The sequence below is a fragment of the Pseudoalteromonas sp. C2R02 genome, assembly GCF_018860845.1.
Taxonomy (GTDB): domain Bacteria; phylum Pseudomonadota; class Gammaproteobacteria; order Enterobacterales; family Alteromonadaceae; genus Pseudoalteromonas.
This window is the reverse complement of the sequence record NZ_JAHKQC010000040.1, coordinates 40,021-62,478: the sequence shown is the minus strand read 5'-3', so window position 1 is coordinate 62,478 and position 22,458 is coordinate 40,021. Positions and strand designations below refer to the sequence as shown.

General features: G+C 37.2%; 21 protein-coding genes and 1 tRNA gene. 16 read left to right on the top strand and 6 right to left on the bottom strand.

The features are described 5' to 3' along the window. Positions 1-177: 177 nt before the first annotated feature. The 5 genes from KO527_RS18325 to KO527_RS18305 all read right to left on the bottom strand — a co-directional run bounded on the left by KO527_RS18325 (position 178) and on the right by KO527_RS18305 (position 4,395). The gene (locus KO527_RS18325; RefSeq protein WP_216041714.1) at positions 178-1,488 is read right to left on the bottom strand and encodes an ATP-binding protein; all 1,311 of its coding nucleotides are present in this window, start codon (positions 1,486-1,488) and stop codon (positions 178-180) included. Next, positions 1,489-2,208, bottom strand: coding sequence for a response regulator (locus KO527_RS18320; protein ID WP_042149607.1), 720 nt, complete (start codon positions 2,206-2,208; stop codon positions 1,489-1,491). It lies immediately after the preceding gene. Between the two features lie 50 nt (positions 2,209-2,258). After that, a complete protein-coding gene (locus tag KO527_RS18315) occupies positions 2,259-2,657 on the bottom strand; it encodes a DUF3019 domain-containing protein (protein WP_216041713.1) in 399 nt (132 codons plus the stop codon). Continuing rightward, the gene (locus tag KO527_RS18310; RefSeq protein WP_216041712.1) at positions 2,647-3,498 is read right to left on the bottom strand and encodes a MipA/OmpV family protein; all 852 of its coding nucleotides are present in this window, start codon (positions 3,496-3,498) and stop codon (positions 2,647-2,649) included. The genes KO527_RS18315 and KO527_RS18310 overlap by 11 nt, the downstream gene beginning before the upstream one ends. 81 nt (positions 3,499-3,579) lie before the next feature. After that, on the bottom strand, positions 3,580-4,395 hold the full coding sequence (locus KO527_RS18305) for a hypothetical protein (RefSeq protein WP_216041711.1): 816 nt from the start codon (positions 4,393-4,395) through the stop codon (positions 3,580-3,582). Between the two features lie 164 nt (positions 4,396-4,559). Between KO527_RS18305 and KO527_RS18300 the strand changes: the two genes are divergently transcribed. After that, positions 4,560-5,693, top strand: coding sequence for a serine hydrolase domain-containing protein (locus tag KO527_RS18300; RefSeq protein WP_216041710.1), 1,134 nt, complete (start codon positions 4,560-4,562; stop codon positions 5,691-5,693). Continuing rightward, positions 5,690-6,175: a phosphoglycerate mutase family protein gene (locus KO527_RS18295; protein ID WP_216041709.1), complete on the top strand. Its 486-nt coding sequence runs from the start codon at positions 5,690-5,692 to the stop codon at positions 6,173-6,175. The genes KO527_RS18300 and KO527_RS18295 overlap by 4 nt, the downstream gene beginning before the upstream one ends. A 43-nt stretch (positions 6,176-6,218) precedes the next feature. Here KO527_RS18295 and yhbY read toward each other — a convergent pair whose 3' ends face one another. Next, a complete protein-coding gene (gene yhbY / locus KO527_RS18290; RefSeq protein WP_042149622.1) occupies positions 6,219-6,515 on the bottom strand; it encodes a ribosome assembly RNA-binding protein YhbY in 297 nt (98 codons plus the stop codon). Positions 6,516-6,626: 111 nt separating this feature from the next. Between yhbY and rlmE the strand changes: the two genes are divergently transcribed. The 14 genes from rlmE (at position 6,627) to infB (ending at position 22,414) form a co-directional block, all read left to right on the top strand. Then, the gene (gene rlmE / locus KO527_RS18285) at positions 6,627-7,256 is read left to right on the top strand and encodes a 23S rRNA (uridine(2552)-2'-O)-methyltransferase RlmE (protein WP_042149625.1); all 630 of its coding nucleotides are present in this window, start codon (positions 6,627-6,629) and stop codon (positions 7,254-7,256) included. Between the two features lie 69 nt (positions 7,257-7,325). Then, positions 7,326-9,263: an ATP-dependent zinc metalloprotease FtsH gene (gene ftsH, locus KO527_RS18280; protein WP_216041925.1), complete on the top strand. Its 1,938-nt coding sequence runs from the start codon at positions 7,326-7,328 to the stop codon at positions 9,261-9,263. Between the two features lie 76 nt (positions 9,264-9,339). Beyond that, the gene (gene folP / locus KO527_RS18275) at positions 9,340-10,206 is read left to right on the top strand and encodes a dihydropteroate synthase (RefSeq protein ID WP_216041924.1); all 867 of its coding nucleotides are present in this window, start codon (positions 9,340-9,342) and stop codon (positions 10,204-10,206) included. Then, a complete protein-coding gene (gene glmM / locus KO527_RS18270) occupies positions 10,196-11,545 on the top strand; it encodes a phosphoglucosamine mutase (protein WP_216041708.1) in 1,350 nt (449 codons plus the stop codon). The genes folP and glmM overlap by 11 nt, the downstream gene beginning before the upstream one ends. An 82-nt stretch (positions 11,546-11,627) precedes the next feature. Beyond that, positions 11,628-12,377, top strand: coding sequence for a triose-phosphate isomerase (gene tpiA, locus KO527_RS18265; protein ID WP_216041707.1), 750 nt, complete (start codon positions 11,628-11,630; stop codon positions 12,375-12,377). Position 12,378: 1 nt separating this feature from the next. After that, positions 12,379-12,729 (top strand): preprotein translocase subunit SecG, encoded by a 351-nt coding sequence (gene secG, locus KO527_RS18260; protein WP_216041706.1) that lies wholly within the window; start codon positions 12,379-12,381, stop codon positions 12,727-12,729. A 17-nt stretch (positions 12,730-12,746) separates the two neighbouring features. Continuing rightward, a tRNA-Leu gene (locus tag KO527_RS18255) sits at positions 12,747-12,831 on the top strand. Between the two features lie 161 nt (positions 12,832-12,992). After that, positions 12,993-13,538, top strand: a complete 546-nt coding sequence (apt, locus tag KO527_RS18250; protein WP_216041705.1) for an adenine phosphoribosyltransferase — start codon at positions 12,993-12,995, stop codon at positions 13,536-13,538. Between the two features lie 36 nt (positions 13,539-13,574). Beyond that, positions 13,575-16,034, top strand: a complete 2,460-nt coding sequence (gene dnaX / locus KO527_RS18245; protein WP_216041704.1) for a DNA polymerase III subunit gamma/tau — start codon at positions 13,575-13,577, stop codon at positions 16,032-16,034. A 90-nt stretch (positions 16,035-16,124) separates the two neighbouring features. Beyond that, positions 16,125-16,451: a YbaB/EbfC family nucleoid-associated protein gene (locus KO527_RS18240; protein ID WP_216041703.1), complete on the top strand. Its 327-nt coding sequence runs from the start codon at positions 16,125-16,127 to the stop codon at positions 16,449-16,451. Positions 16,452-16,548: 97 nt separating this feature from the next. Next, positions 16,549-17,148, top strand: coding sequence for a recombination mediator RecR (gene recR / locus KO527_RS18235; protein ID WP_216041702.1), 600 nt, complete (start codon positions 16,549-16,551; stop codon positions 17,146-17,148). Positions 17,149-17,676: 528 nt separating this feature from the next. Continuing rightward, a complete protein-coding gene (gene rimP / locus KO527_RS18230; protein ID WP_042146098.1) occupies positions 17,677-18,141 on the top strand; it encodes a ribosome maturation factor RimP in 465 nt (154 codons plus the stop codon). A 52-nt stretch (positions 18,142-18,193) separates the two neighbouring features. Continuing rightward, the gene (nusA, locus tag KO527_RS18225) at positions 18,194-19,696 is read left to right on the top strand and encodes a transcription termination factor NusA (RefSeq protein ID WP_216041701.1); all 1,503 of its coding nucleotides are present in this window, start codon (positions 18,194-18,196) and stop codon (positions 19,694-19,696) included. A gap of 24 nt (positions 19,697-19,720) precedes the next feature. Further along, a complete protein-coding gene (gene infB / locus KO527_RS18220) occupies positions 19,721-22,414 on the top strand; it encodes a translation initiation factor IF-2 (protein ID WP_216041700.1) in 2,694 nt (897 codons plus the stop codon). Positions 22,415-22,458 lie beyond the last annotated feature (44 nt).

Sequence of the window (22,458 nt, the reverse complement as noted above, 5' to 3'; positions counted from 1 at the left end):
AAATATTAAAAAATAAAAAGCCTAAATAGTTTTGATCTGCCTCAAAATAACAGAATAAAAAAAGGTGTAATGAACAAAAATTGATACTTATAAAAAACTATAAGTATAGCTTGTTGTTTTTAATGTGCTTTTTTGTATTTTTTGTTTATTCTAATGTAAACGGTCGATTACAAAATATTATTTGACGTTATGCATGTTGATTGGTGGTTTTAATGGGATCGTAATTGTAAATCTCGCGCCTAATAAAGAGAGTGATTGATCTACTTTTATGGAGCCAAAATGCCAATCTGCGACTTTTTCTGCAATCGCGAGTCCTAAGCCGTAACTTTTTGTACTGCGATTTCTGTGACTTTGCTCTTTGAAAAATGGTGTAAATACACTATGCCAATTTTCAGGTGCGATCCCTGGTCCATCATCTTCTATTGTGAGTATTAAGCTTGTATTGTCAGTCGTTGCATTAATCACTATATTACTTGCTGCAAAATCACAGGCGTTACTTAATAAGTTGATAATTGCGCGGGCGAGCCAATGTAAGTCTGCATTGAGTTCAATATCTCCACATTCGACACTTGCAATTAAGCCTTTATTATCGAGTTTCGGTTTTATTTGCTGCACTAAATTATCTAAGTAAGGCTTTAATTCAACGGGACTGACGGAAATTTGATATGAGTTTTTTTCTAATGTTGCGAACTCTAGGTAGCTATTTAACATGCACTCCATTTGATCTAAGTCGGTTTCCATTCTTTCCAGATAGTGATCTTTTTTAGCATTATCTTGTGTATCTAGCGCGGCGTCGAGCCCAAATCTAAGACAGGCAACGGGTGTGCGAATATCATGCGACATACTTGATGCGAGTAATTTGTTTTCTTCAATGAGTTTTTGAATTTGCGCAGCCATTCGGTTAAATGCCGCCTCAACATCATATATATAGGTAAATTTACTAATTCTTATTCGGGCAGATAAATCGCCACTGGCAAATTTCTGAGAAGCCTCATTGAGTATGCTCAATCGTTTTGTCAGTGGAGAAAGCCATATCCACATTAATAAACACACCCCAGCATAAAAACTGAGGGTTAAAAATAAGTCTAGCTTTGTGGAAGTACTGATTTGTTTAGTTAATCGAAGCTCTAAATGGGAGTCTATAAATTCAGGAGAAGATTTAAGCAAATAAAAACCTAAATCATCTTCTAATACTAAACCTCCTGGTAGATAAAGCTCAGAGATCAGCGTTTCAGGTAAAGCTAATTCTATATTCTTACGGTATGCAAGTTCTTGTTTAAAATGGCTACTTAATTGTGCAGATTTTTTTATTCTTTGTGGCTCTAATGTATCAGCTATTTGAGCACTAAAACCTTGCATCATATTTTTTTGCCAAGCAAAATCATCTTCAGTACTTGTATTTGATTGGCTGAAAGTATCAATCAACCAACCTAAAGCAAATAATGAAAAAAATGCACTGAGTAAAAGTGATATATAGAGCTTTTTCATTTACCAAGCGTCATCTACTAATAAATAACCTTGTCCCCAAATTGTTTTTATTTTTTGTGGATTTTGAGGGTCATCACCGAATTTCTTTCTCAGGGCTGATATTAAGACATCCACGCTGCGATCTAAACCATCATATTCGCGGCCTTTAGTTGCTTTAAAAACAGAGTCTCTATCAACAACTTCACCTGCATGTGAGGCTAAAAAGCTGAGTAGTGAAAATTCAGCGTTTGAAATAATTACCTTTTTACCATCAAGCATCACATTGCGGGCTTTTAAATCTATATATAAACAGCCTACATTGATTTCGACTACTTTTTCTGGCTCTTGTGTTTGTGTCGACTCATTGCGTAATGCAGATTTGATTCTAGCTAATAGTGCTCTTGGGCGCACAGGTTTGATTATATAATCAGATGCACCAACTTCTAATCCTATCACTTCATCTACTTCCTCGCCTTTTGCAGTTAATAGCAAAATAGGTTTTTGATAAAAGTTTCTAAGTTCTCTGCAAACACTAATACCATCCATACCAGGCAACATAATATCTAATAGAATTAAAGAAGGGTCGTGTTGCTTAACAAGTTTAACAACATGATCTCCTCTATGGCACATAATCACTTCAAAACCTTGCTCTACAAGATAATTATTTACCCAATCAGCTAATGAGAGATCATCTTCAACTAATAATATTTTTCCGTATCCACTTGTCGATAAATTAGTCATCTAATACTTCCATTTATAATTTATAAAGTCTTTGGCATTTAAGTTATTCATCAGAATATTCTCCAACGTCTTTTCTTTTGTTTATTGGTATATACCCAATGGACTTTTATGCCAGCTTGCCCTGATGTATGCCCTGTTTTGGTATTAACTAACTCAAATTTTTGGTTCTTTTCTGAGTTAAATTCATATTGATAAACACCTGTGTTTTGGGAGGTCCAACATTGTAATATTTGTTTGTTTTTACTATTTCTTAGACAGTAATTACCAATATTTGTTTTTTTCCAATTGACTGAAACAACGGCATAACAAGGTCTGCCTTCTCGTAAAGCAATGCACTTATTGGGTGTCACAACAAAGTGTTCTGCTGAATCTAAAGTTACCTCAGCAAATGTGTCAAATGATAGTAATACCGCTAATAAATAGAGGTAAGCTACACTCCTAAAATACATATCGAACGCCTACCTTGGCTTTGTGTTGATAACTTTGAGAAATAATTGGGCTGTCATCAATCGAACTTGAAAACTTAGTTGATAGCACACCACCCATAAATACCCAGTTTTCCGTAATGGGATATTCAGCATGGAATTCAATTAATACACTATACCCATTGCTTGGTTTGTATAGTGGCCGCTCACTAGTGGTTTCTTCAGATGTAATGCCGTAATAATATTGAGTGAACTTTTCAGAGTAAAAATTTATGCCTGCAACAGAACGAAACTCCCAGTTTCTCCATACACGAATATGGCTTAAATAGGTATTTAATAGCCAGCCACCATGGGCGCCGGAAATATCATTTAATAACTCAAAAGAAAGCTGGGTATCTTTGAAGCTACGAGATAAACGTATGCCTGTATCAAAGTCGTATTCTCTAGGAGTGATACCTTCAAGCTCATTGATCAAGCCATTGGTATAAATGCCGCGTTCATCAAAGCCAGATTGAAAATTACTGCCGATAATATCTAAACCCCAATCATATTTGTCTATCACGCTATAACCTAGAATTAAGGTACCGCTGAGCTGGCTATTATCTATATCTAAATAAAAGTTATTATATGATAAGGCGATGTTTAAATTGAGATCTAACCCTTGGTTGGTATCATCTGTGCCAAGCAGATAAGAATCTTGGATATATACACCCGCGCCAAAGCTCCAATCCCAAGCAAAGCCCTGAGTTGGCTCTAAATCGTTATCGGCATAAAGTCGATTACTTGCCTGAGATACTAAAGGGCTCAACAAAATTGTTAAACAGAGTAGCTTTAATAAAGTTTTGATTGAAAGACCCTTTAACATGGAAACCTTTTTGTTAGTTGGTATTTTACAGGTGTTATTATATTGTGAAATAACGTACTTTAACTGTAAGAAAATGTAGCTTTATATTTTTATATCACTTATTTTTAGTTTTTTCACTAAAGTTTTAATCAGTTGTAGGCTAATTTTTGGTGCTAATGCATCCACTTCACTTTGTGAACAACTCCCTGAAATTTTGACTAATTTAGTAGAGTGAGTCGAGATTTCATAGGTTGGTATTGTTACTTCTTTTTGCGATCTAATCGCTCTTGCTGCTTCTGTATTATTATTTAAAACAAAATCGCTCACTTGTTTTTTATTTGTAATATCTTGATATAAATTAAATTGATAAATTAAAGGTGTAATAGTGTGTTCAGAAGTATTTAACTCACCTTGTGCAAACCACACAACGTCACCAGACTGTGTATGCGTTAAACGCAGACTGATACTTGTATCCATGGAGTGGCAGGATTTAGTCATAAAAGCATTATTTTTTATGTCTGTAATATTCTGTTTATTTTTTAATTCGTAATGGGCTTCAAGCCCTTGTTTGTGAGATAGTTTGTTTAATGTGAGTTTATATTCTGCATTAACGCCATCATTAACAGGCTGTAATGCTATTTTTTGAATTTGTTCATTAAATATTGCTGCTAAATCATAATTGACATTAGCCTTAGATAAATCGAATGCAATCGTTTGTTGTGGTGTGATCTTGTGTGCTGGTAATTGAACCGATTTTATCTGAGCTGAATCTGAGCTGTCTGTTTTAATATATTGCACTTGAATATCTTCAGAAGTTAGCTTTGGTGCCTCTGGCATATTTAGTAACGGCGCTAATGGTGTTGTTAACTGGCACCCAGCTAGTAAAAAGATAAAACTGATGACTATCGATAAACGCATGTTGTTCCCTGAATAAAAATATATACCCAGTAATTAGGTACTAAAGTGAGAATTATACCCTAGAGGCTCAAAGTTATCTAATATCAGATTTTGAAGAGGGTGTGCCCTTTCGTTTTTGGATGTGATAAAATTGTAAATGATTTTATAATATTTTAGAGAGTGAAATGCAGTATATTTTTGCATTGTTTGTTGTTTCAATTAGTTTTTTATCGCAAGCCAATTCACAAAAGTGGGATGGATTTACAGAGTCTTATATAAAGCATTTAAAAAAGTCACTCAATAAAAAAGCAATTCCAGGTGCTGCATTATCGATTGTTAAACCAAATTCACCATCAATCGCATTAGGTATCGGTGTTACAAAATTAAAAAATGGACAACCGATCACTGAAAACACACGCTTTAGACTCGCTTCTATTTCAAAAACATTTGCAGGCTCTTTGGCTGCTAAACTTGCCGCACAAGGGGCATTTTCACTCAATGACCCGGTTGATAAATATTTACAAGGTGTGCATTTTTCAAATTTTGATGAATCATTAAAAATTTATCATTTATTAAGCCATTCAAGCGGGTTAGTCCCTAATGCCTATGACAATTTAATTGAATCGAGAATGAAATACCCAGATATCGTTAATAAATTAACTGATATTGAACCTTTGTGTACTCCAGGGCGATGTTATGGCTATCAAAATGTGATGTTTAGCTTAATAGGTGATATTGCAGAGCAAAGTACGGGGTTGAGCTATAACAATTGGCTAAAGAAGTTTTTATTTAAACCGCTAAAAATGACAAATGCCAGTGTTGGCTATCATGCAATGTTAGTCGATGAAGATTATGCACATCCGCATGTTCGTGGCCGTAAAAGATGGTACACCGCTAAACTGAAAAAAAATTATTATAAAGTGGAGCCTGCAGCAGGTGTTAATGCAAGTGCATCTGATATGGTTCAGTGGCTAAAAGCGCAATTAGGGAATTACCCTAATGTATTAAATGACAAGGTTTTGTCGCTGCAAGTAACTAACTATACGAAAACAAATAAAGAATTAAAGCGACGAATTTGGCGAAAAAACTTAAAAGAAGCGCATTATGGTTTAGGTTGGCGAATATATGATTATGCAGGTGAAACTTTGTATTATCATAGTGGTTGGGTTCAAGGTTATCGCGCTGATATAGTGGTACTACCTAGGTTAAATATTGGTTTTAGCTTAATGTTAAATGCTGAAACAGGTTTAATTAATGAACTTACAACAGACTTTATAGATCGCGTATTAGTAGAATATAAAGATAAGGACATAGTATGAAGTTAATTTTAATTGCTTTATGTTTTACAAGCTTAGGTGCTATAGCTGCACCGGATAAAATATTTTTATTGAGGCATGCTGAAAAGTTGCAGGGAAATAACCCAAGCTTAACTAGTGAAGGTAAACAAAGGGCTAAATGGGTTGCTAGTTTTTTGAGCGAATTTAAACCAAGCACACTGTTCAGCACAGATTATAATCGCACAAAAGAAACATTAGCGCCTTTGGCAGAAAAAACCAAAATGAATGTGGTTATTTATAACCCAAGAGAGCTTAATGTTTTTGTTGATAAAATAAAAAAATTAAATGGCACGATTGTGATCGCAGGGCATAGCAATACGACACCTAAGTTAGCAGGTCTGATTGATGGCAAACAATATAAACAATTTGATGAAAAGCAATTTGATCGGTATTTTGAAATAAACTTGGTTGGTAAAAAATATATCACAGTGATAAAAGAGATGGGTATTAATACTCACAAATAAAAAAGGTTAGCAAAAGCTAACCTTTTTTAGAATCTGATAAAAACTACTTACGAGGTAATTGAATCTTTTTCTCTACACTTTGTAGATATAAAACAACTGTGTGACCAATTGTTTGTAATTTTTCAGCGCCAGTTTCACGAACAATGGCATCAAAAATAAGTTTTTTAGTTTCGCGATCATCTGTCGGAACTTTTACTTTAATTAATTCGTGTATTTCAAGAGCACTTTGAATTTCAACAATTACACCCTCTGTTAGGCCGTTAGAACCTAGTAAAACTACGGGCTTAAGGCTATGTGCTTCGCCTTTTAAAAATTGCTTTTGCTTGTTTGATAATTTCATAATGTTACATTTTTCACTGGATAAAGCTTGAATTATGGGTATTCTACCGCCATCTACTGAATAATACTAATATGTTGAGTATTTAGTTAAATACTATAGTTGAGCAAAAAGATGACAAATAAGAAGCAGTCAGCCAGTTCGCAACGCTGGATGAAAGAGCATTTTGATGACCATTACGTAAATGAAGCCAAAAAAAGAGGTTTCAGATCTCGTGCTGTATTTAAGCTTGAAGAGCTACAGCAAAAAGATAAACTTATCAAAAAGGGCGCAACTGTTGTCGATTTAGGTGCGGCTCCAGGTGGTTGGTCGCAATATTGTGTTGAACATGCTGGTATGGAAGGGACTGTCATAGCATGTGATATTCTCGCGATGGATCCTATTGCGGGTGTTGACTTCTTGCAAGGCGACTTCAGAGAAGAAGGCGTATTAAATGCGCTACTTAATCGAATTGACGGTAAAAATGTAGATTTAGTGCTGTCTGATATGGCGCCAAATTTTAGTGGCAATTTATCTGTAGATCAATCTGGCAGTATGTATCTGGTTGAACTAGCTTTGGATATGTGTCATCAAGTTTTGAAAAAAAATGGAGGTTTTGCAGTTAAAGTATTCCAAGGCGCAGGCTTTGAACAATTTGTAAAAGATGTAAGAGCAAGCTTTAAAACGGTCAAAATTAGAAAGCCTGATTCGTCAAGAGCACGTTCAAGAGAAGTATATATAGTAGCTACGGGCTACAAACTGTAGTACATTAAGATATTCTACTATTGGTAATTTTAATTTAATTGGAAACAAGAGGTTAACTTCTTGAGTGATATGGCAAAAAATCTAATACTTTGGTTAGTCATCGCCGTTGTTTTAATGTCGGTGTTTCAAAGCTTCAATCCTGGTGGTTCTTCAGACCGTCAAATGAGCTATTCTCAATTCGTATCTGACGTGCGTACTAAAGCTGTACGTGAAGTTCAGGTAGATCGTACTCAAGGCATCATCACCGGCATAAAAGGCAATGGTGAACGCTTTGAAACAGTTGTTCCTATGCATGATGAGGACTTACTGAACGATTTATTGAAAAACGGTGTAAATGTACAAGGCAAACTTCCTGAGGAACAATCTTTCTTAGCAAGTATCTTCATCTCATGGTTCCCTATGTTACTGCTTATTGGTGTATGGATATTCTTCATGCGACAAATGCAAGGCGGTGGTGGTAAAGGCGCGATGTCATTTGGTAAAAGTAAAGCTCGCTTAATGAGTGAAGACCAAATCAAAGTGACCTTTAAAGATGTTGCTGGCTGTGATGAGGCGAAAGAAGACGTAACCGAAATGGTTGATTTCTTACGTGACCCTGGAAAATATCAAAAACTTGGCGGTAATATTCCTAAAGGCGTACTTATGGTAGGCCCACCTGGAACGGGTAAAACGCTATTAGCTAAAGCGGTTGCAGGTGAAGCAAAAGTACCATTTTTTGCAATCTCAGGTTCTGATTTCGTAGAAATGTTTGTTGGTGTTGGTGCTTCACGTGTTCGTGATATGTTCGAACAAGCTAAAAAAGCTGCGCCTTGTATCATATTTATCGATGAAATCGATGCTGTAGGCCGTAAACGTGGCGCAGGCATGGGGGGCGGTAATGATGAGCGTGAGCAAACACTCAATCAGATGTTAGTAGAAATGGATGGATTTGAAGGTAATGAAGGCATTATCGTTATTGCTGCAACTAACCGTCCAGATGTTTTAGATCCCGCTTTATTACGCCCAGGTCGTTTTGACCGTCAAGTAACTGTTGGTTTACCTGATATTCGTGGTCGTGAGCAGATTGTTAAAGTTCATATGCGTAAAGTGCCATTAGGTGATGACGTAAAAGCTGAAGTGATTGCCCGTGGTACACCTGGTTTTTCTGGTGCTGATTTAGCTAACTTAGTAAATGAAGCTGCATTATTTGCTGCACGTAATAATAAACGTGTTGTTAATATGGCTGAATTTGACGCTGCTAAAGATAAAATAATGATGGGCTCAGAACGTAAGTCTATGGTTATGAGCGAAGAAGAAAAAGAAATGACTGCTTATCATGAAGCTGGTCATGCAATAGTAGGTCGTTTAGTACCAGATCATGATCCGGTATATAAAGTATCTATTATTCCACGTGGTCGTGCTTTAGGTGTGACTATGTACTTACCAGAAAAAGATCGTGTAAGTCATTCTAAGCAATTATTAGAATCGATGATCTCAAGCCTTTATGGTGGTCGTATTGCTGAAGATATTATTTATGGTACTGCAAAAGTATCAACTGGTGCATCAAATGATATCGAACGCGCAACAGATATTGCCCGTAAAATGGTTACACAATGGGGTTTTAGTGAAAAACTTGGTCCATTGCTTTATACAAGAGAAGAAACAGAAGCAACATACGGTACACCCGCAAATAGTATGTCAGCTGATACAGCTCAACTAATTGATGCTGAAGTACGAGACTTCTCTGACCGTAATTATCAACGTGCAGAGCAAATATTAAAAGATAATATTGATATTTTGCATGCTATGAAAGATTGTCTTATGAAATACGAGACAATTGATGCAGGTCAAATTGATGACTTAATGGCTCGAAAGCCAGTAAGAGAACCAAGAGACTTACATGACCAAAAACCGCCGTCGGGTGAAGATAAAAAATCTGAAACCTCAGAAAAACCTGAAATAAAGGAAGAACCTGAGAAAAAAGATGAATCTAAGCTTGATGATGCAGACAATAAATCTGTAGAATAAGTAAAACAAAAAACCCCGAGCCATCGGGGTTTTTTTTATTATATTGAAAATTAACTTTTTCATCGCAATGATGTGAATTATGTCTATTTTAAAACTACCCAGAGGCCGAGAACTCGATCTTAGCCAGCCGCATATAATGGCGGTTCTAAATGTTACTCCAGATTCTTTCTCCGATGGTGGCAGCCATACAAGTTATGATAGCGCTGTCAATAAAGCCCTTGAACTACTCAATCATGGTGCAAGTATTATTGATATTGGTGGTGAGTCAACACGTCCGGGCGCACCTGATGTTACTTTAGAAGATGAATTAAATCGTGTGATCCCGGTCATAAAAGCCCTCAGAGGACAATCTGATTGTGTTATTTCCATTGATACCAGTAAAGCAATTGTGATGAAAAAGGCTGTTGAAGCCGGTGCTGATATCATTAATGATGTTAGGGCACTGCAAGAGCCAAATGCGCTGAAAACTGCGGCAGGGTTAAATGTGCCAATATGTTTAATGCACATGCAAGGGCAACCTCGCACTATGCAAAATTCGCCTCAGTATGACAATTTAATATCAGACATAAATGACTTTTTTGCACAAAGGATTGATGCATGTGAAAAGTTAGGAATAGACAAAAAGCAAATAATATTAGATCCGGGTTTTGGTTTTGGCAAAACTTTGGCGCATAACTACGAAATTTTAAATAAAATTGACGCCTTTAAAACATTAGGCTGCGAAGTATTAGCTGGGCTATCTCGTAAGTCGATGATCGGAAATTTATTAAATAGAGATACCAATGAGAGACTAGCTGGCTCTTTAGCGGGTGCATTAATCGCAGCACAAAAAGGTGCAAAAATAATTAGAGTGCATGATGTTGCTCAAACATCTGATGTATTAACAGTATGGCAAGCATGTGAAAAAGGCTTAGATAATAAAGGAAATTTGAATGTCGGATAGAAAGTATTTTGGTACCGATGGTGTACGTGGTTTAGTAGGTGAGTATCCAATTACACCTAAGTTTGCGCTTAAATTAGGTTGGGCTGCAGGTAAAGTATTAGCTAAGTCAGGAACTCAAAAAGTAATTATAGGTAAAGATACCCGTATTTCTGGTTATTTACTTGAAACATCTTTAGAAGCGGGTTTAATTGCTGCGGGTATTGATGTGGTTTTATTAGGCCCAATGCCAACACCCGCTGTTGCATATTTAACTGAAACTTTCCGTGCAGAAGCAGGAATAGTGATCAGTGCTTCACATAACCCTTATTATGATAATGGTATTAAGTTTTTTTCAAGTAAAGGACTTAAATTAGACGACAAAGTTGAGCTTGAAATGGAGGCCATGTTAGATGAAAAAATGACATGTGTTTCTTCTGAGCAACTAGGTAAGGCTAAGCGTTTAGATAATGCTGATGGTCGTTATATCGAGTTTTGTAAAAGTCAGTTCCCTCAAACACTATCACTAGATGGCCTTAAAGTGGTAGTTGATTGTGCAAATGGTGCAACTTACCACATCGCACCATCAGTTTTAGAAGAATTAGGCGCAGAAGTAATTACTTACGCTTGTGAACCTGATGGCATCAATATTAATGAAAAATGTGGTGCAACCCATGTTGAAGCTTTAGTACGTAAGGTATTAGAAACCAAAGCTGATGTAGGTATTGCTTACGACGGTGACGGCGACCGTGTAATGATGGTTGATCATAAAGGCCGTGTTTTTGATGGTGATGATATTGTTTATATTATGGCTTGCCAAGCATTTGAAACCAATACATTAGGCGGTGGTGTTGTTGGCACTGTGATGTCAAATATGGGCTTGGAAAATGCCTTAAAAGAAAAGGGTATTGAATTTGAGCGCTCAAAAGTGGGCGATCGTTATGTAATGGAGTTACTAAAACAAAAAGGTTGGAAGATAGGCGGAGAGAGCTCTGGCCATATCTTGAATTTAGATCTGACATCAACTGGTGATGGCATTATTTCAAGTCTACAAATTTTAGCGGCTATGATAGCGCAAAATAAAACTTTAGAAGACTTAGGAAAAGGTTTTGTTAAATATCCAATGAATATGATCAATGTGCGTTACCCTAAAGGAACAGATCCAACAATTAACCCTGAAGTAATACAAGCTGTTCAAGAAGTTGAAGAGATGTTGGCTGGAAAAGGTCGCGTATTGTTAAGAAAGTCAGGAACAGAACCTGTGATCCGAGTAATGGTTGAAGCTGAACATGAAAAACAGGTTTTCGATTATTCGAAGAAAATAGCTGAAGTTGTTGAATCTGTGAGCAATCAAGACGCTTAAGCTTGATAATGACTTGAAACAATGGGCGAGTCACGTTAAAATTCGCCCGCTTTATTTAATGGTAACTTAAAAAGAGGCTGAAATGGCATCACGTAAACCAATAGTAGCTGGTAACTGGAAAATGAATGGCTCAGTTGAGTTAGTCACTTCCATGGCCGATACATTGAAAAACGCGTCAAATAATAAAATTGATGTACTTATTTTTCCTCCATTTCCGCTTTTATCTAAGGCACTAGAGTCTGGTATAGTAGCCGGTGCTCAAACTGTATCCCAAGAAGATGCCGGTGCATTTACGGGTGAAGTTGATGCAAAACTTGTTGCTGAACTGGGCTGTAAGTACACTTTAGTTGGACATTCTGAGCGCCGTAGTATTTATGGCGAGTCAAATGATGACGTTGCTGCTAAATTTGAAAAAGCACAACAACATAACTTAACACCTATTCTATGTGTAGGTGAAAGTGAAGAACAAAGAGAGCAAGGCTTAACTGAGTCAGTGGTTTCTGAACAAATAAATGCAGTAATTAATAAATTAGGTGTAGCAGCCCTTGTTAATTCTGTGATAGCATACGAACCCGTTTGGGCCATTGGTACTGGTAAAACAGCCTCCCCTGAACAAGCACAACAAGTGCACAAATTTATACGAGATGAGATAGCAGCATTAGATGTTGTTGTATCACAAAATATTGCGCTTCTATATGGTGGAAGTGTTAATGACCAAAATAGCGAATTGTTGTTTGCACAAGCAGATATCGATGGTGGTTTGATTGGCGGCGCAAGCTTAAAACCAAACGCTTTTGTAAATATCTGTAACAGTGCCCAAAGGAACGCATAAGATGTACGAAATATTTTTAGTAGTTTATTTAATTACCGCATTGGCTTTAATCGGTATGGTTTTAATCCAACAAGGTAAGGGCGCAGATATGGGCTCATCTTTTGGAGCTGGCGCATCTGCAACTGTATTTGGTTCGAGTGGTGCTGGTAACTTTATGACTAAAACAACAACAGTTTTAGCAGCTGTATTTTTTGTATTAAGTATCATATTAGGTAACTTAACTGCAAATCAAATTAAAAAAACTGATGAATGGTCAGATTTATCAACAGTACCAGCTGTTGAAACGCTAGCAGTACCAGGTACTGAAGATGTACCAGTTAGTGACAATAAAGGTTCAGACGTACCAAATTAACCTTTAGAACAGAAAATGCGGATGTGGTGGAATTGGTAGACACGCAGCCTTGAGGGGGCTGTGCTTTAGGGCGTGGGGGTTCAAGTCCCCCCATCCGCACCAAATAATGAAAAAGCCGGTTTATAACTAAACCGGCTTTTTTGTGCCTAATAGAAAAAGACGATTATTCACTTATGTTAAGCTTTAATTCCTTGGGAAACTCGCATCTTGAAATGGCTTGGGTATAATGCACTTAATGAGTTATAAATTTTCTAGAGTCAAAAATGACACAGCCAAGCATTGATAAAATAAAAGCGAGCATCGCAACAGTTCCTAATTACCCAAAGCCAGGCATCATGTTTCGTGATGTAACAACTTTAATGGCTGATCCTGACGCTTTTAAAGCGGTAATTGATTTATTTTCCGATAATTATAAAGACAAAGGTTTTACTAAAATCATCGGTACTGAAGCGAGAGGCTTTATTTTTGGTGCGCCTTTATCTTATGCTTTAGGTATTCCATTTGTGCCAGTTCGTAAACCAGGTAAATTACCAAGAGCCGTTACAAGTCAAGCATACCAATTAGAATATGGTGAAGATGTATTAGAATTACATACTGACGCTATTGTAGCAGGCGATAAGGTATTATTAGTTGACGATCTATTAGCAACGGGCGGCACTATCGAAGCGACGTTCAAATTAGTTGAGCGTTTAGGTGGCAAAGCAACTGATGCTGCATTTGTTGTTTCATTACCAGAATTAGGTGGTGAAGATAAAATGAAAGACTTAGGGATTAATATATTAAAGTTAGTGGAATTTGAAGGCGAATAGTCAGTTTCGACAAGTGTTCTTAAGGGTTAATAATAAATGAGCTATCAGGTTCTTGCACGTAAATGGCGACCACAAAACTTTCACCAGTTAGTTGGTCAAAACCATGTTAAACAAGCTTTAATTAATGGTCTTGAACAACAGAGATTGCATCATGCATATCTATTTACTGGTACACGTGGTGTAGGTAAAACCACGATAGCGCGTATATTTTCAAAAAGCCTTAACTGTGAGCAGGGCATTACGGCAGAGCCCTGCGGTACCTGCTCAACTTGTTTAGATATCGAAGAAGGTAGATATATAGATCTATTAGAAATCGATGCGGCATCAAGAACTAAAGTTGAAGATACTAGAGAAATATTAGATAACGTGCAATATGCACCATCTAGAGGACGTTATAAAGTCTACTTGATAGATGAAGTTCATATGTTATCTAAACACAGTTTTAATGCTTTACTTAAAACTTTAGAAGAGCCACCAGAGCATGTTAAGTTTTTACTCGCGACAACCGATCCTCAAAAGCTGCCTGTTACAATTTTATCTCGTTGTTTACAGTTTAATCTCAGTGCACTGTCTCAAGATGAAATCCAACAACAATTAGATACAATATTAAATAAAGAACAACTTAGCTTTGATGTTGAAGCGCTTAAGTTACTAGCAAAAGCTGCAGATGGCAGTATGCGTGATGCTTTAAGTTTAACCGATCAAGCAATTGCACAAACTAATGGCCAGTTAAAAACACCTGATATAATGACTATGTTAGGGCTAATGGACATCAGTTGGTCACAAAAGTTATTTGTTGCCATAGTGTGTAATGATGGTGAAGCTTTATTAGATGTCGTTTCGCAACTTTCAATGCAAAACCCAAGTTATACTAGGGTACTTGATGATTTGTTGGCATTAACACATTTAATTTTAATGACACAATTAGTACCGAGTGCAGCCAATTTAGATGATAAGAACGAAGCGTTTATCTCTCAAGTTGCCAACCAAAGTAGTGCGGAACAAATTCAAGTTTATTATCAGTTATTACTCAATGGTAAAAAAGATTTATTATGGGCACCAGAAGCAAAACTTGGTTTTGAGATGGTACTGCTCAGATTGCTAGCATTTGAGCCGAGTGCCCATGTACAGTCTGCACCCGTGAATCAAAATACTGCAACTGCTCAAACTGATAAAACCAGTAAAATGGCAAATTTGCGTCAATTATTAGATCAACCTAAATCTAATACTCCGAGCAAAACAAATTCTGAGCCTGAAAAACAAGTGACGACAGAGGCTGTCTCTGAAACTGATAATATTGAACAGCAAGCTAGATCAATACCTAAAAATAATATAGCTGAACAGCAAGCAAATATTCAATCAGCAGATACTGTCACTGAAGCTGATATTAATGCACAAATGCAAGATATATTAGACAATGCACAGCAATTGATGCCTACTGCTATAAATGACATTCATATTGTGTCGCAGCAATTAGATTCTCAATTACCGGGTACAGACACTGAAGCTGATATTAATGCACAAATGCAAGATGTATTAGGCAATGCACAGCAATTGATACCTAGCGCATCAGATACTGGCAATGCTGTAGAACAACACAGTGATAATCAATCATCTGAAGCAATGGAACAAGCTCAAGCGTCTTCAGTTCCGCACAATCCAGATATTCAACGTAGTGACCTAGCTGAAACTGGCATACAATCGCCTAATGTTGAACAAGAAGAGCCAGTTAATGTAGCTAAAATGATGTCGGGTGCACAATCTGCTATCGCACGTATTTTAGCAAATAGGAATATATCAGGTACAGGTCAGTTATCGTCGCCTAGTAAAGTAGCCGCAGAACAAGTTGCACCAGTTGCTACAAAAAATGAAACACCCGTAAAAAAGGCTGAGCCCCAAAGGGGCGAAGTAGCAGCGATACAAAAACCAGATATTAGGTCGGCTAAGCCTAGAAAAAAACAACAAGTACATGAAAGAATAAAGTCTGATCCTGCAAATTTAGCACCTGAACTGTTAGTTCAAATATCAGGTGATATCCAGCAGGTTGAAGAGGTGATTGAGCAAGTAATTGAAATTCCAGAAGGCTTTGTAAGTCCTTTGAGTGAAACTAAATTTGCTTATCAAAAAGATCATTGGGCAGATATTATTAATAAAATGGAGTTGGGTGGGCGTATTCGTCAATTTGCTTTACACTCAATATATCAAAAGCAAGATAATCAAATTTTTTTAAATGTAGATTTAACGCAACAGCATCTAGATAGTCAGATGTTACGAGATCAACTTCAGACTAGTTTATCTCAAGTATTAAATGAAGCGATAGGCTTACAAGTGCAGTTTGAAGATACAGTTGAAAATTCACCTTACCTGATCCAGCAAAAAATTGATTCAGACAGACTGCAACATGCATCTGAAGTATTAAAGCAAGATCCTGTTGTAACGCAGTTTGTATCTCGTTTTGATGCACAAATGGATGAATCAAGTGTACGAACGAGATAAAATGTAGGTATTTAAACTTGTAATCAGCAAAAGAAATCCTTATCTTTTGCTCAGTTTAAATTTAGTTAAATGTAATAGAGAGTAGAGAATATGTTTAAAGGCGGAATGGGCAACATGATGAAGCAAGCGCAGCAAATGCAAGAGCGCATGCAAAAAGCCCAAGAAGAAATAGCGAAAATGGAAGTAGTTGGTGAAGCTGGCGCAGGTCTAGTTAAAGTAACTATGCTAGGTAACCATAATGTTCGTCGCGTAGAAATCGATGAAAGCCTTATGGAAGATGATAAAGACATGATTGAAGATTTAGTAGCAGCAGCAACTAATGACGCAGTACGTCGTGTAGCTGAAGAAAGCGAATCAAGAATGGGTAAAGTAACAGGTGGCATGCAAATGCCACCAGGTATGAAAATGCCGTTCTAATTGATTTAATCATCAATTAATACTCTAAAAACTCTTGTCAGTGTAAATTGCCAAGAGTTTTTAATAACCCACTCTAAAAGTATGTAAGCGAAACTCAATGAAACTATCTGCAAGTCTTTCTCAATTAATCGACGCATTAAGATGTCTGCCTGGCATTGGTCCAAAATCAGCACAAAGAATTGCATTTCACTTATTAGAGCGAGATAGACATGGCGGCAGTCAGTTAGGGCAATCTTTAACAAATGCGATGGAAAAAATAGGTCATTGTCAATCGTGTCGTACTTTTTGCGAAGAGGCTATTTGTGATTTATGTCAAAACGTAAAACGAATTGATTCAGGTTTATTATGTGTTGTTGAATCACCATCAGATATCCTCGCGATTGAACAAACAGGGCAGTATGTAGGTCGTTATTTTGTATTGATGGGGCACTTATCACCGTTAGATGGTATTGGGCCAAAAGAAATTGGCTTAGATCAATTAGAAACAGTTTTGCTTTCAAGTAACGTTGATGAGGTTATTTTAGCAACTAACCCGACAATAGAAGGTGAAACAACAGCGCACTTTATCGCTGAGCTTTGTTTAAAACATCAAGTTAAGGCTTCACGTATTGCCCATGGCGTGCCTGTTGGTGGTGAGCTTGATTTAGTGGATGGTATGACACTCTCACATGCTTTTAACGGTAGAAAAATAGTTTAGTGTTTTAAACGTTATTAAACCCTAAAAATACAGCACTATTCAATAAGCTACATATATAGGTTAATCGGTTACAGTGACTAAGCTTGAGTAATATTGGCTTTCATTCACTTTATCTCAAAAAATAAGCTATTCAAAGGTTGCTAAATTAGCTGCGGGAAATTATAATCCCTGCCATCATAAAGCGGTGCTGGACATATAATTAAATTTATTTGTTCATTGAGCAATTTAAACTTAGTTTAAGCTCCCGCAACCAAGCCATTATCGGTTTATACTGATAATGATGGTTATGGCGCATTCTGGTAATGCGCATTTTGCGTTTTAGTGCTTTTATATTTGGCATTAAAGTTAATACGCAAGCCCTTTAGGGCACACATTTTTTTTGTTTCAGGTGTGCGCCCCTTAGATAGGGGCGTTGTTGTTTCTGAAGCAAAATAAATGTCAGTTTTATTAAATAAGTGAAAACAATTATTTAATGTAATTGGTTATATGTGGGTATTGAGCCCTTTTTTGTCTGTATGGAGGATTTTTGTGACTAAGCTAGAGCAAGATTTAACAGCTATGTTAGAACCTGCCGTTGAAGCATTAGGTTTTGAGTTACTAGGCCTAGAGTTTGTTCGAGCTGGCCAGCATTCTACTTTGCGTGTATATATTGAAAATTTACAAAATGCTGAGGGAATTACGGTTGATAATTGTGCTGACACGAGTCGTCAAATTAGCGCAATTTTAGATGTCGAAGATCCAATAACAAATGAATACAATTTGGAAGTTTCTTCTCCTGGTATAGATCGTCCTTTGTTCAAGCTAGAACATTATAAAAAAGCACAGGGTGAAGAAATTCGATTAAGAACAAAACTTCCTCAAGATGGTCGCCGTAATTTTAAGGGCGATTTGGTATCAGTAGAAGGTGATATGTTGACTTTATCTATAGATGGTTCAGATTTTATGATCATGCTAGGTAACGTCGAAAAAGCAAACATTATTGCTAAATTTTAAACTGCTAAATTTTTATTAAGCATAAAGGAATTAAGGCAGCGAGGCATATAAAATGGCAAAAGAGATATTATTGGTAGCAGAAGCTGTTTCCAATGAAAAAGCAGTTCCAAAAGAGAAGATTTTTGAAGCTTTAGAAATCGCTTTAGCAACTGCTACAAAGAAAAAACACGAAGGTGATATTGATGTAAGAGTATGTATTGACCGTAAAACAGGTGAATACGATACTTTCCGTCGTTGGATGGTTGTTGAAACAAACCAAGAAACCGGTTGTTTAGAAAACCCATTCAAAGAAATCACAGTTGAAGCGGCTCAATATGAAGAGCCTGAAATCAAACTTGGTGAATTTATTGAAGATCAAATTGACTCAATTAAATTTGACCGTGTAACAACACAAACGGCTAAGCAAGTAATCGTACAAAAAGTACGTGAAGCTGAACGTGCTTTAGTGGTTGAAGCATACCAAGATCAAGTTGGCGAAATGGTAACGGGTGTTGTTAAAAAAGCAACGCGCGAAGCTGTAATGTTAGACTTAGGTAATAACGCTGAAGCTGTTATATACCGTGATGATATGTTACCACGTGAAAACTTCCGTCCAGGCGATCGTGTACGTGGTTTACTTTACGATGTAAAACCAGAAGCGCGTGGCGCACAGTTATTTGTAACACGTTCAAAGCCTGAAATGCTGATTGAATTATTCCGCATTGAGGTGCCAGAAGTTGGCGAAGAAACAATAGACATTAAAGCTGGGGCACGTGATCCTGGTTCTCGTGCAAAAATCGCTGTTAAATCTAACGATAAACGTATTGACCCTGTTGGTGCGTGTGTTGGTATGCGTGGCGCACGTGTTCAAGCTGTTTCTACAGAGCTTGGTGGCGAACGTATTGATATCGTTTTATATGATGATAATCCTGCGCAATTTGTTATTAATGCAATGGCGCCAGCAGAAGTAGCTTCAATCGTAATGGATGAAGATACACACTCTATGGATATCGCAGTTGAAGCTGATAACTTAGCACAAGCTATCGGTCGTAACGGTCAGAACATTCGTTTAGCAACACAGCTTACTGGCTGGGAACTAAACGTAATGACAGTTGATGATATGGCTGAAAAGAATCAAGCTGAATCAGATAAGTTAATGACGTTATTTACTGAAAACTTAGATTTAGACGAAGATTTTGCCACTTTATTAATTGAAGAAGGTTTCTCTTCTTTAGAAGAAGTTGCATACATCCCAGTAGCAGAATTTATGGAAATTGGTGATTTAGACGAAGAAACAGTTGAAGAACTGCGTAATCGTGCAAAAGCAGCAATTACAACAAAAGCATTAGCATCTGAAGAAACATTAGAAGATGCACATCCAGCTGAAGATTTATTAGCCCTTGAAGGCTTAGAAAAACATTTAGCGTTTGTTATGGCAAGTAAAGGTGTAATCACTTTAGAAGACTTGGCAGAACAAGGTATTGATGAACTAGTAGAAATTACGGAGCTTCCTGATGAAGAAGCTGGCAAGCTAATAATGGCTGCTCGTAATATATGCTGGTTCGCTAACGAATAATTTATTGACGGAGATAACAAGTAGATGGCAGATGTAAGCGTAAAAAAGCTGGCCAGTGATATAGGCACAACTGTTGATAAATTAGTTAAACAGTTAGCACAAGCAGGCATTAATAAAGCAGAAGCTGATAATGTATCAGATGCTGAAAAATCGACATTGCTAGATCACTTAAGCAAGCAACACGGTGGTACAGGTACAACTGAACCAGCTAAAATGACTTTACAACGTAAAAGTAAAAGTACTTTAAACGTTAAAGGTAAAAAATCAGTTCAAGTTGAAGTTCGTAAAAAACGTACTTACGCTAAGAAAAGCGCAGTACAAGAACAACAACAAGAGCAAGCTAAAAAAGATGCTGAAGCATTGCAAAAGCGTTTAGCTGAACGTGCTGTTGAAAAAGAAGCGGCAATTAAAGCTGAAGAAAATGCAGAGCTAGTTGCTAAGCAAAAAGCAAATCCAGAAGCGGCTGCAAAATTAAAGCATGAAGCTGAAGTAAAAGCGAAGCAAGAAGCGAAAGAGAAAGCATTAGCTGCACGTAAAGCTGCTGCACAACCTAAAAAGGTTGTAAGTAAAGAAGAAGCACAACGTATTGCTAAAGAGCGTCAAGAAGCACAACGCATTCAAAACATTGCTGATGAAACTGCACGTAAAAAAGCTGAAGAAGAAGGCGCTAAGCTTTCTGAAGAAGCACGTAAACTTGCAGAAGTAAATGCTGCACGCTGGAAAGCGGAAGAAGAAGCACGTAAAAAAGCAGAAGCAACAGCTGATTTACATGTAACGACTTCAACAGTAGCACGTGCTGCAGAAGATGAAACTGAAGCGAAAGAAGCTAAAAGTGACCGTCGTCGTAAGAAGAAAAAGCCAGCTGCTGCTCAAACTACTTTACGTGGTAAAGGTCGCGGTAAAAACAAACTTAAAGCACCAACTTCATTACAGCATGGTTTTACAAAACCAACTGGTGAAGTTAAATCAAAAGATGTTCGCATCAGCGAGACTATCAGCGTAGCTGATTTAGCTGACAGAATGTCAGTTAAAGGTGTAGAAGTTGTTAAAGCAATGATGAAAATGGGTGATATGGTTACAATTAACCAAATCATCGACCAAGAAACTGCACAACTTGTTGCAGAAGAAATGGGTTATAAAGTTGTTTTAGTTAAAGAAAATGAATTAGAAACTAATGTTCTTGCTGACCGTGGTGAAGCGGGTAATAAAGAATCTCGTGCTCCTGTTGTTACAGTAATGGGTCACGTAGATCACGGTAAAACGTCAACACTAGATTATATTCGTAAAGCGAAAGTAGCTGACGGCGAAGCCGGCGGTATTACACAGCATATCGGTGCATACCACGTAGATACTGAGAACGGTATGATTACCTTCTTAGATACTCCAGGTCATGCGGCATTTACATCAATGCGTGCGCGTGGTGCTAAAGCGACTGATATCGTAGTGCTAGTAGTTGCAGCAGATGATGGTGTTATGCCACAAACTGTTGAAGCTGTTCAGCATGCTAAAGCAGCTGAAGTTCCGCTTATCATTGCTGTAAATAAGATAGATAAAGAAGGCGCAGATCCAGATCGCGTTAAAAATGAACTTTCTCAACATGATGTTATACCTGAAGAGTGGGGTGGTGATGTACCATTCGTTCATATTTCAGCTAAAACGGGTGAGAATGTTGACGCTTTATTAGAGCAAATATTATTACAATCTGAAGTTTTAGAACTTACAGCGTCTAAAGAAGGTATGGCTGCTGGTGTTGTTATTGAATCTCGTCTAGATAAAGGCCGTGGTCCAGTTGCATCAGTACTTATTCAAGAAGGTACATTGAATAAAGGCGATATCGTTTTATGTGGTCAAGAATATGGCCGTGTAAGAGCAATGCGTGATGAAAACGGTAAAGATATCACTTCTGCTGGTCCTGCAATTCCAGTTGAAATCTTAGGTTTATCAGGTATTCCAGCTGCTGGTGATGAAGCGACAGTTGTTAAAGATGAGAAGAAAGCACGTGAAGTAGCACTTTACCGTCAAGGTAAATTCCGTGATGTTAAGCTTGCTCGTCAGCAAAAAGCTAAACTTGAAAACATGTTTGCTAATATGACTGCTGGTGATGTTTCTGAAGTTAACGTTGTACTTAAAGCTGATGTACAAGGTTCAATTGAAGCAATCTCTGATTCATTACAACGTTTATCAACTGATGAAGTTAAAGTTAAAATTGTTGGTACTGGTGTTGGTGGAATCACTGAAACAGATGCAACACTTGCTGCAGCTTCAAATGCAATCGTTGTTGGTTTCAACGTACGTGCCGATGCATCAGCGCGTAAAGTAATTGAAACTGAAAACCTAGATTTACGTTACTACAGCGTTATCTATGCATTGATTGAAGAAGTTAAACAAGCAATGTCTGGTATGTTAGCACCAGAATTCAAGCAAGAGATCATTGGTCTTGCTGAAGTACGTGATGTATTCAAATCTCCTAAGATTGGTGCAATCGCAGGTTGTATGGTTACTGAAGGTACAATTAAACGTAGCAACCCAATTCGTGTTCTACGTGATAATGTTGTTATCTACGAAGGTGAGCTTGAATCACTTCGTCGCTTTAAGGATGATGTTCAAGAAGTTCGTAACGGTATGGAATGTGGTATCGGTGTTAAGAACTACAATGACGTTAAAGTTGGCGATCAGATTGAAGTATTTGAAATTGTTGAAGTTCAACGTTCACTATAATTTTTAGTAATTTCAAAATGAATGAATGGGGGCTTTAGCCCCCA